The organism is Pedobacter sp. 01N416 (genome assembly GCF_056399685.1).
Map to the genome: position 1 here is coordinate 1 of NZ_JBFTRT010000234.1, position 7466 is coordinate 7466.

Sequence of the window (7466 nt, forward strand, 5' to 3'; positions counted from 1 at the left end):
TGATTATGCAGAACAGGATTATGGCCGGGCAACTAAAGGAGCTTGTTTAGCACTAAAATCGAGGGTTTTATTGTATGCCGCCAGTCCTTTGTTTAATGGTGGCGCCATAACCCAGGCATCGGCAGCTGTAAAGCCAATTGTAAGTTACCCCAGTTATAGTGTGGCACGTTGGCAAAAAGCAGCCGACGCTGATGAAACATTAATTAATACAGGTACCTACAGCTTGTTCGAAGATAATGTAACTGCTCCGGGCTATGGTTTTTACAATGTGTTTTTAAAACGGGTTAATTCTGAGTATATTTTCAGCTTTAACCGACCGTCTAACCGTGATTTTGAAGGTTATTATAATCCACCATCAAGGGGAGGTGCAAAAAATTCTACACCAACACAGCAACTGGCAACAGCTTTCCCAATGAAAAATGGAAAAGCAATTACCGACCCTACTTCTGGCTATGATGCAGCAAACCCGTACACAAACCGCGATCCAAGATTTGGTTATTCCATTATCTACAATCAATCGCTGTATTACAGTACCACAACCAGTACTAAAATTGTGGTAAATACCTATAACGGTGCTGCAACTGATGGGTATACTTCAAACGGGACAGGACCAACAACAACGGGTTATTATGCCCGCAAAATGTGCGACGAAAATATATCAAGCAACAGTTCTTTCAATACAGAAAGGGGCTGGCCGTTAATCCGCTATGCAGAGATTTTATTAAACTATGCGGAAGCCATTAACGAAACCGGACAAACAGCACTGGCATATCCCAAACTAGTAGCCATTCGTAAAAGAGCAGGTATAACAGCTGGTGCTGATAATTTATATGGTTTAAAGGCCAATATGTCTGTTGATGAAATGCGAGCAGTTATTCAGAACGAACGCCGCATCGAACTGATGAATGAAGATCACCGTTGGAATGATATTAGAAGATGGAAAATTGCTGTTGATGTAAACAATGGTTTTAATAAAGCAATCAATATTACTAAAACAGGTAATGTGTATACCTATCAGGTGGTGAATACCATCCGTCAGCACGTATTTAATCCACAACATTATTTAATGCCAATTCCACAGTCGGAAGTTTCGAAGATGCCTTCAATGCTTCAAAACCCTGGCTATTAACCTATTTGAATTTAATGATTAACTACTCTCCTTATCTTTCTGCAAAGAAAGGTTCGGAGAGTTTTTTGTTTATATGCAAATCAGTATGCACATCTAACCGGAACCTTTCTTACAAGGATACAGCCTAAATGGCTATTCAGCCATAATCTTCGGTATAGAACGTTTATTGCTGCACCTTATCAAAATAAGCACTTCAAAAGACAGATCTAAAGCAGATCGTACAAGCCAATTTTTACCATAACAGGGAAAGTGATTTGAATATGTGTTTTAAATTAAACGTCAATTAAACGTTTAATTTTTCTTGAAAGTCTTAAAATCACTGGAAATGGCCTAAAAATAACAATTTAACCCCTACTTATTACCGTATTACCCCTCACTACGACCGCTTTTTTTATAGTTAATTTGTTTCAACCAAGTATAAGAATATTAGATCGATCCAGATTATTCCAGATTAACTACCTAGAATAATTAATGGATGCAGCAAATTTAGAGCGGCTGTATCCTGTTTTTTAGAAGCAAAACCTAAACCTTTAACCGATCATGAAAAGATTAAAACAAACAAACAAATACCCCATTGCTGTCGAACTAATTGCTGATTGAAGGTTTGCCCGAAATCAGTATTACCCTTAACAAATTATTCATCCTTAATCCCAAAATTATGAAGAAAGCTAAATCTACTCAATATTCCGTTTTTTAAAACCGCTGGCAAAATAAAATAACATTAATGCTTTTTTATAAAAGCACACTAATCAAAACCAATTGCCAGGGATAAGGGCATTGTGCTATTTCCCAAACCATACTGACGAATATTTCGATTGGATGATTGCCTAATGCCTCTACGAGTGCAATATGATGGTAATCTATCTGGCCGGATATTGACATAGCTAACCATTTTTAAACCATTTTTATGAAGAAAAAACTACCGAAAAAAATCCCGCTACACCAGCAGGGTATTACCCTTAGGTMAATCTTAAAATTTTTGATCTATTTAGTAATTACAACTTCTAGCTTAACAGTATCTGCACAAACAGATGTAACGGTTAGGGGGATAGTAAAAGACACCGTGGGCGGTCTGCCGGGTGTAAACGTAAAAGTTTCGGGCACCAACCGTGGAATATCTACCGACGAGTTTGGACGGTATACGATCAAATTGCCAAGAACAGGTAAATTGTTGTTCTCACTGGTGGGCTATAAACCCAAAAATGTTGCCATTGCCAATTACGATAAAAATGCCGAAGGCGTTTATGTAATTAATGTAACCCTCTCATCAGATGCCAATTCATTAGAAGAAGTTGCAGTGGTGGGCTTTGGTACACAGAAAAAAACGAGTGTAATCAGTTCTATCACCGCCATTAATCCTAAAGAGCTTAAAGGGCCAACAAGTAACCTAACCACTATGATGGCGGGTAGGGTAGCTGGTATGATTGCTTATCAAAGAAGCGGTGAACCTGGTGCAGATAATGCACAGTTTTTTATCCGTGGTTTAGGAACTTTCGGTGCAGGTAAACAAGATCCTTTAATCCTGATCGATGGTATCGAATCAAGCCAGAACGATATGGCACGTTTGCAACCTGATGATATTTCTTCTTTTAACGTACTTAAAGATGCAACAGCATCGGCAGTTTATGGTGCCAGGGGTGCAAATGGTGTAGTACTTATTTTAACTAAATCAGGCGTTGCAGGTCAAACAAAATTTGGGTTCAGGGCCGAGTCATCACTTTCCTCAAATACTAAAAACTTCCAGTTTGCTGATAATGTAACGTATATGAAGCTGGCAAATGAAGCTGCGCTTACCCGTAACAGGTTGGCCATATTACCATATCTCCAAACTAAAATTGACGCAACTGCAGCGGGCGAAAATGAATTGCTTTATCCAAACAACAATTGGATAGAACAATTGATAAAAGATTATACCACGAATCAAAGATATAACATAAATATCTCTGGTGGGGGTACTAAGGCGAGCTACTATATTGCAGGTACTTACAATATTGATAATGGGGTATTAAAAGTTGCCGATCTAAATAATTTTAATAGTAATATCAAGTTAAAAAATTATTCTGTCCGTTCTAACGTAAATATTAACTTAACCAACACCACCGAAGCAATTATCCGTGTTTACGGGCAGTTTGACGATTATACCGGTCCTGTAGGAGGCGGTGGGGCTACATTTAACAGGGCAATTTGGTCTAATCCGGTAATGTTTCCTGCGGTTTATCCGGCAAGTTTATCACCTTATAGCAACCACCCCTTATTTGGTAATGCTATTTCACCAAGAGGTGGTTTATATATGAATCCTTATGCCGAAATGGTAAAAGGTTATCAGGATAAAAATGCTTCTACATTACAAACGCAGATAGAAATTAAGCAGGATTTAAAATTTATTACACCAGGTTTAACCGCCAGGATGATGAGTTATGCCCGTAGATATTCTTATTTTGATATTTCCCGCGCTTACAATCCTTTTTATTATTCGGCTACTGAGCAGCCAGATAAATCAATCGGACTCACCTTGATTAACGGTGGCGGTGCATTATCAATTGGTCCGGTAGGTACCGAATATCTAGGTTACTCGGAAGGTAAAAAGGATTTAAATTCGACTTTTTATGCCGAGTTTTCTGCAAACTACAACCGTACTTTTAAAGAGAAACATGCAGTTGGCGTGATGTTGATTACAACCATGAGAAATTATCTGGCTGCAAATCCGGGTAGTCTTCAGCTATCTTTACCATCGCGTAATCAGGGAGTATCAGGAAGAGCTACTTATGGATACGATAACCGTTATTTGGCCGAGTTCAACTTTGGGTATAATGGTTCTGAACGTTTTGCAGAAAATACCCGTTTTGGTTTCTTTCCTTCATTCGGTTTAGGATACATTATTTCGAATGAAAACTATTTTAAGCCACTTACAAGCGTAATCAATAGTTTAAAGTTAAGGGCAACCTTTGGTTTGGTGGGTAACGATCAGATTGGAAATGATTCCGATCGTTTCTTCTACCTTTCTGAAGTAAACATGAACAATGGAACATTTGGTTCGAGCTTTGGCGAAGATGGTTTATACTATAGAGATGGTATTTCAATTTCGCGTTATTCTAATCCATTCATTACCTGGGAAAAATCTAAACAAACCAACATTGGTTTAGATATGACCTTGTTTAATAGCTTGAATTTAACATTCGATATTTATAAAAACGAGCGTTCGAACATTTTAACCGACAGAACGTTTATTCCAAGTTCAATGGGCTTACAGGCATCTGTACGGGCGAATACCAATAAAGCCGAAAGTAAAGGTGTCGATTTCTCTGCCAGCTATAACAAATCGTTTCACAACGGCATGTTCCTACAAATGAGGGGAAACTTTACTTATGCCACCAATAAGATATTAATTTATGATGAGCCTTCATTTAGTACCAAAGAGGCTTATCGCTACCATATTGGTTTACCCACTACCCAATCATTCGGTTACATTGCCGAACGTTTATTTATTGATGATGCCGAAGCTAAAAACTCACCTGTGCAGTTTGCAGGCGTGCCAGGTTTAGACTATGGTGGTGGCGATATTAAGTATAGAGATGTAAATGGCGATGGTATTATCAGTGATGTAGACCAAGTGCCTATTGGTTTACCTACCAGTCCTGAAATCGTTTATGGTTTTGGAGGTACGTTTGGTTTTAAAGGCTTCGATATCTCTGCATTTTTACAAGGTTCGGCCAGGTCTTCGTTTTTCATTAATCCAGGTAATATTTCACCTTTCGTACTCAATAATGAAACTGGCAATCCTAATGTTACACAAAATGGCTTATTAGAGGTAATAGCCAATAGTCACTGGTCTGAGCAAAATAGAGATAGCTATGCATTCTGGCCGCGTTTAAGTCCGAATTTTGTAAATAACAATACCCGTACTTCTACCTGGTGGATGCGTAACGGGTCTTTCTTAAGATTAAAGAGTGTAGAACTTGGTTATAATCTGCAAACCAAACTGCAAAAAAGACTTGGTTTTAATAGTGCCAGGGTTTATGTAAATGCGACCAACCTATCCAGTTTTAGCAATTTTAAACTTTGGGATCCCGAAATGGGCGGAAATGGCTTAGGCTATCCTGTACAAACAGTATATAATTTAGGTTTAAATGTTTCATTCTAACGATTGAGCTTAAAAAGATAAATATGAAAATCAACAATATTTTATTTCGAAAAGATACGGCAAAGCCAGGTTTAGCTAAACTTACGCTGGCCATACTCGCTATCGTGATATCCATTAGTTCTTGTAAAAAATACCTGGATATTGTGCCCGATAACGTAGCTACAATAGATAATGCCTTTACACTAAGAAATGAGGCCGAAAAATACCTGTTTACTTGTTATTCCTTTCTTCCAAAAGATGGAGAACCACTGCTTAATGCTGGCTTCATGGCTGGTGATGAAATATGGACCTCGCTAGATGAAAGAGAGTTTATTTCTTATGGCTGGCGGATGGCCAGGGGTAGCCAAGGTGCCGAAAATCCGTATTTGGATGCCTGGAATGGGCGCTATCAGGGTGGTGGCAATGTTTTCAACTATAACGATAACCCAAATGGTAATTATGGTTTATTTAAAGCCATTAGAAACTGTAATATTTTTCTGGAAAACGTACAGGATTTAAGCAAAATACCAGATTTAAGCTTAGATGAAAGACAAAGATGGATTGCGGAGGTTAAGTTTTTAAAAGCTTATTATAATTTTTATCTCTTAAGGATGTACGGTCCAATTCCAATTATCGATGTCAATTTAGGAATTAGTGCTACTGAAGAAGACGTGAGGGTTAAAAGAATGCCTTTTGATGAGTGTGTAAACTATGTAGTTGGATTATTGGATCAGGCTATTCCTAACCTACCTCAAATTATTACGGATAAAAGCACTGAACTTGGACGTATTACAAGGCCCATTGCACTTGCTGTAAAAGCAAAACTGCTGTTAACTGCTGCAAGCCCACTGTTTAATGGCAATACCGACTATAGTAATTTTAGAGATAAGGATGGGGTAGTGTTGTTTAATACCACTTACGATGCCAATAAATGGAAAAGAGCTTCCGATGCTGCCAAAGCAGCAATTGAAGGTGCAGAAGCTGCTGGATTTAAATTATATCAGTTTCCGGGTACCACCTTTAAACTATCAGATACTACCTTGAGGCAATTAACCATTAAGGGTGCCGTAACTGAGCGTTTCAATGTAAACCTGGAGCATGTTTGGGCAAATCCGAACAGCAGAACCTTTAACATGCAAAGAGCTGCTATGCCGCGTTTAGCTGCAACTGTGGTGGTTGGTAGTGCCAGACAGCAGTTGGCGCCACCATTAAAAATTGCCGAAATGTTTTATAGCAGAAATGGCGTGCCGATCAATGAAGATAAAACCCTCGATTTTACCAATAAATATACCCTAAGGACAGCTGTTAAAAGTGAGCGGTTTTATGTTAAAGAAGGTTACACCACGGCGAGGATCAATTTTGATAGAGAACCAAGGTTTTATGCCGATTTAGGCTTTGATGGTGGTGTTTGGTACAAATATGATAGTCCAACCAATTCTGACGAGGGAACATTTGTTTTAGAAGGAAAATCTAATCAGGTTGCCGGTGCAAACAACTTTGGATGGTACAACGAAACCGGCTATTTTATCAAGAAACTGGTAGATTGGAACATGATTAATGGTACCAACGGTGCCAGTTATCGCGATTATCCATGGCCGCAGGTAAGAATGGCAGATCTTTATTTAATGTATGCCGAAGCTTTAAACGAAACACTGGCCAGTCCTTCTGCTGATGTTTACGAATACATAAACAAAATTAGAACAAGAGCTGGACTACAAACGGTGCAAACCTCATGGACCACTTATTCCAACAATCCGGGCAAGTACACTTCAAAAGACGGTATGCGCGAAATTATCCAGCAAGAAAGATTGATTGAAATGGCATTTGAAGGTAGCCGCTACTGGGACATTAAGCGTTGGAAAAGAGCTGCAGAAATGTTTAACCAATCCATCACAGGATGGAGCGTTTATCAGCCAACGGCTTCAGAGTATTACCGTGTTAGAACCATATTTAACCAGAATTTTGTGGCACCACGTGATTATTTGTGGCCACTAAGAACTTATGATTTAACAGTTAACCCTAAACTGGTTCAAAACCCAGGTTGGTAGTATTAATTTTTATAAAAATATTCAATATGAAAAGAATGAATAGAAACCTGCTTGTGTTGCTGTTTGGTTTAGCAGTAGCCTTTTCGAGTTGCAAGGAAGAAGAAATTGTTCCATTGGAAAAAAATACCAATCCTCCCGGAAAAGTGTCCAATGTTTCCGTTACCAATGG

The 7466-nt window shown here is 38.6% G+C and carries 4 protein-coding genes; 3 read left to right on the top strand and 1 reads right to left on the bottom strand.

The window, feature by feature from the left end:
• The coding region (locus tag AC1DND_RS14190) for a RagB/SusD family nutrient uptake outer membrane protein (RefSeq protein ID WP_477582497.1) at nucleotides 1-1129 on the top strand (1129 nt) is incomplete at its 5' end.
• Nucleotides 1130-1861: 732 nt separating this feature from the next.
• On the opposite strand, the gene AC1DND_RS14195 is transcribed toward AC1DND_RS14190, so the two are convergent.
• Complete coding sequence (locus AC1DND_RS14195) at nucleotides 1862-2011, bottom strand: hypothetical protein (protein WP_477582499.1); 150 nt, start codon at nucleotides 2009-2011, stop codon at nucleotides 1862-1864.
• A 25-nt stretch (nucleotides 2012-2036) separates the two neighbouring features.
• Between AC1DND_RS14195 and AC1DND_RS14200 the strand changes: the two genes are divergently transcribed.
• Both AC1DND_RS14200 and AC1DND_RS14205 read left to right on the top strand, forming a co-directional pair.
• The gene (locus tag AC1DND_RS14200) at nucleotides 2037-5270 is read left to right on the top strand and encodes a SusC/RagA family TonB-linked outer membrane protein (RefSeq protein ID WP_477582501.1); all 3234 of its coding nucleotides are present in this window, start codon (nucleotides 2037-2039) and stop codon (nucleotides 5268-5270) included.
• Between the two features lie 23 nt (nucleotides 5271-5293).
• Nucleotides 5294-7297: a RagB/SusD family nutrient uptake outer membrane protein gene (locus AC1DND_RS14205; RefSeq protein WP_477582503.1), complete on the top strand. Its 2004-nt coding sequence runs from the start codon at nucleotides 5294-5296 to the stop codon at nucleotides 7295-7297.
• The last annotated feature ends 169 nt before the right edge of the window (nucleotides 7298-7466 follow it).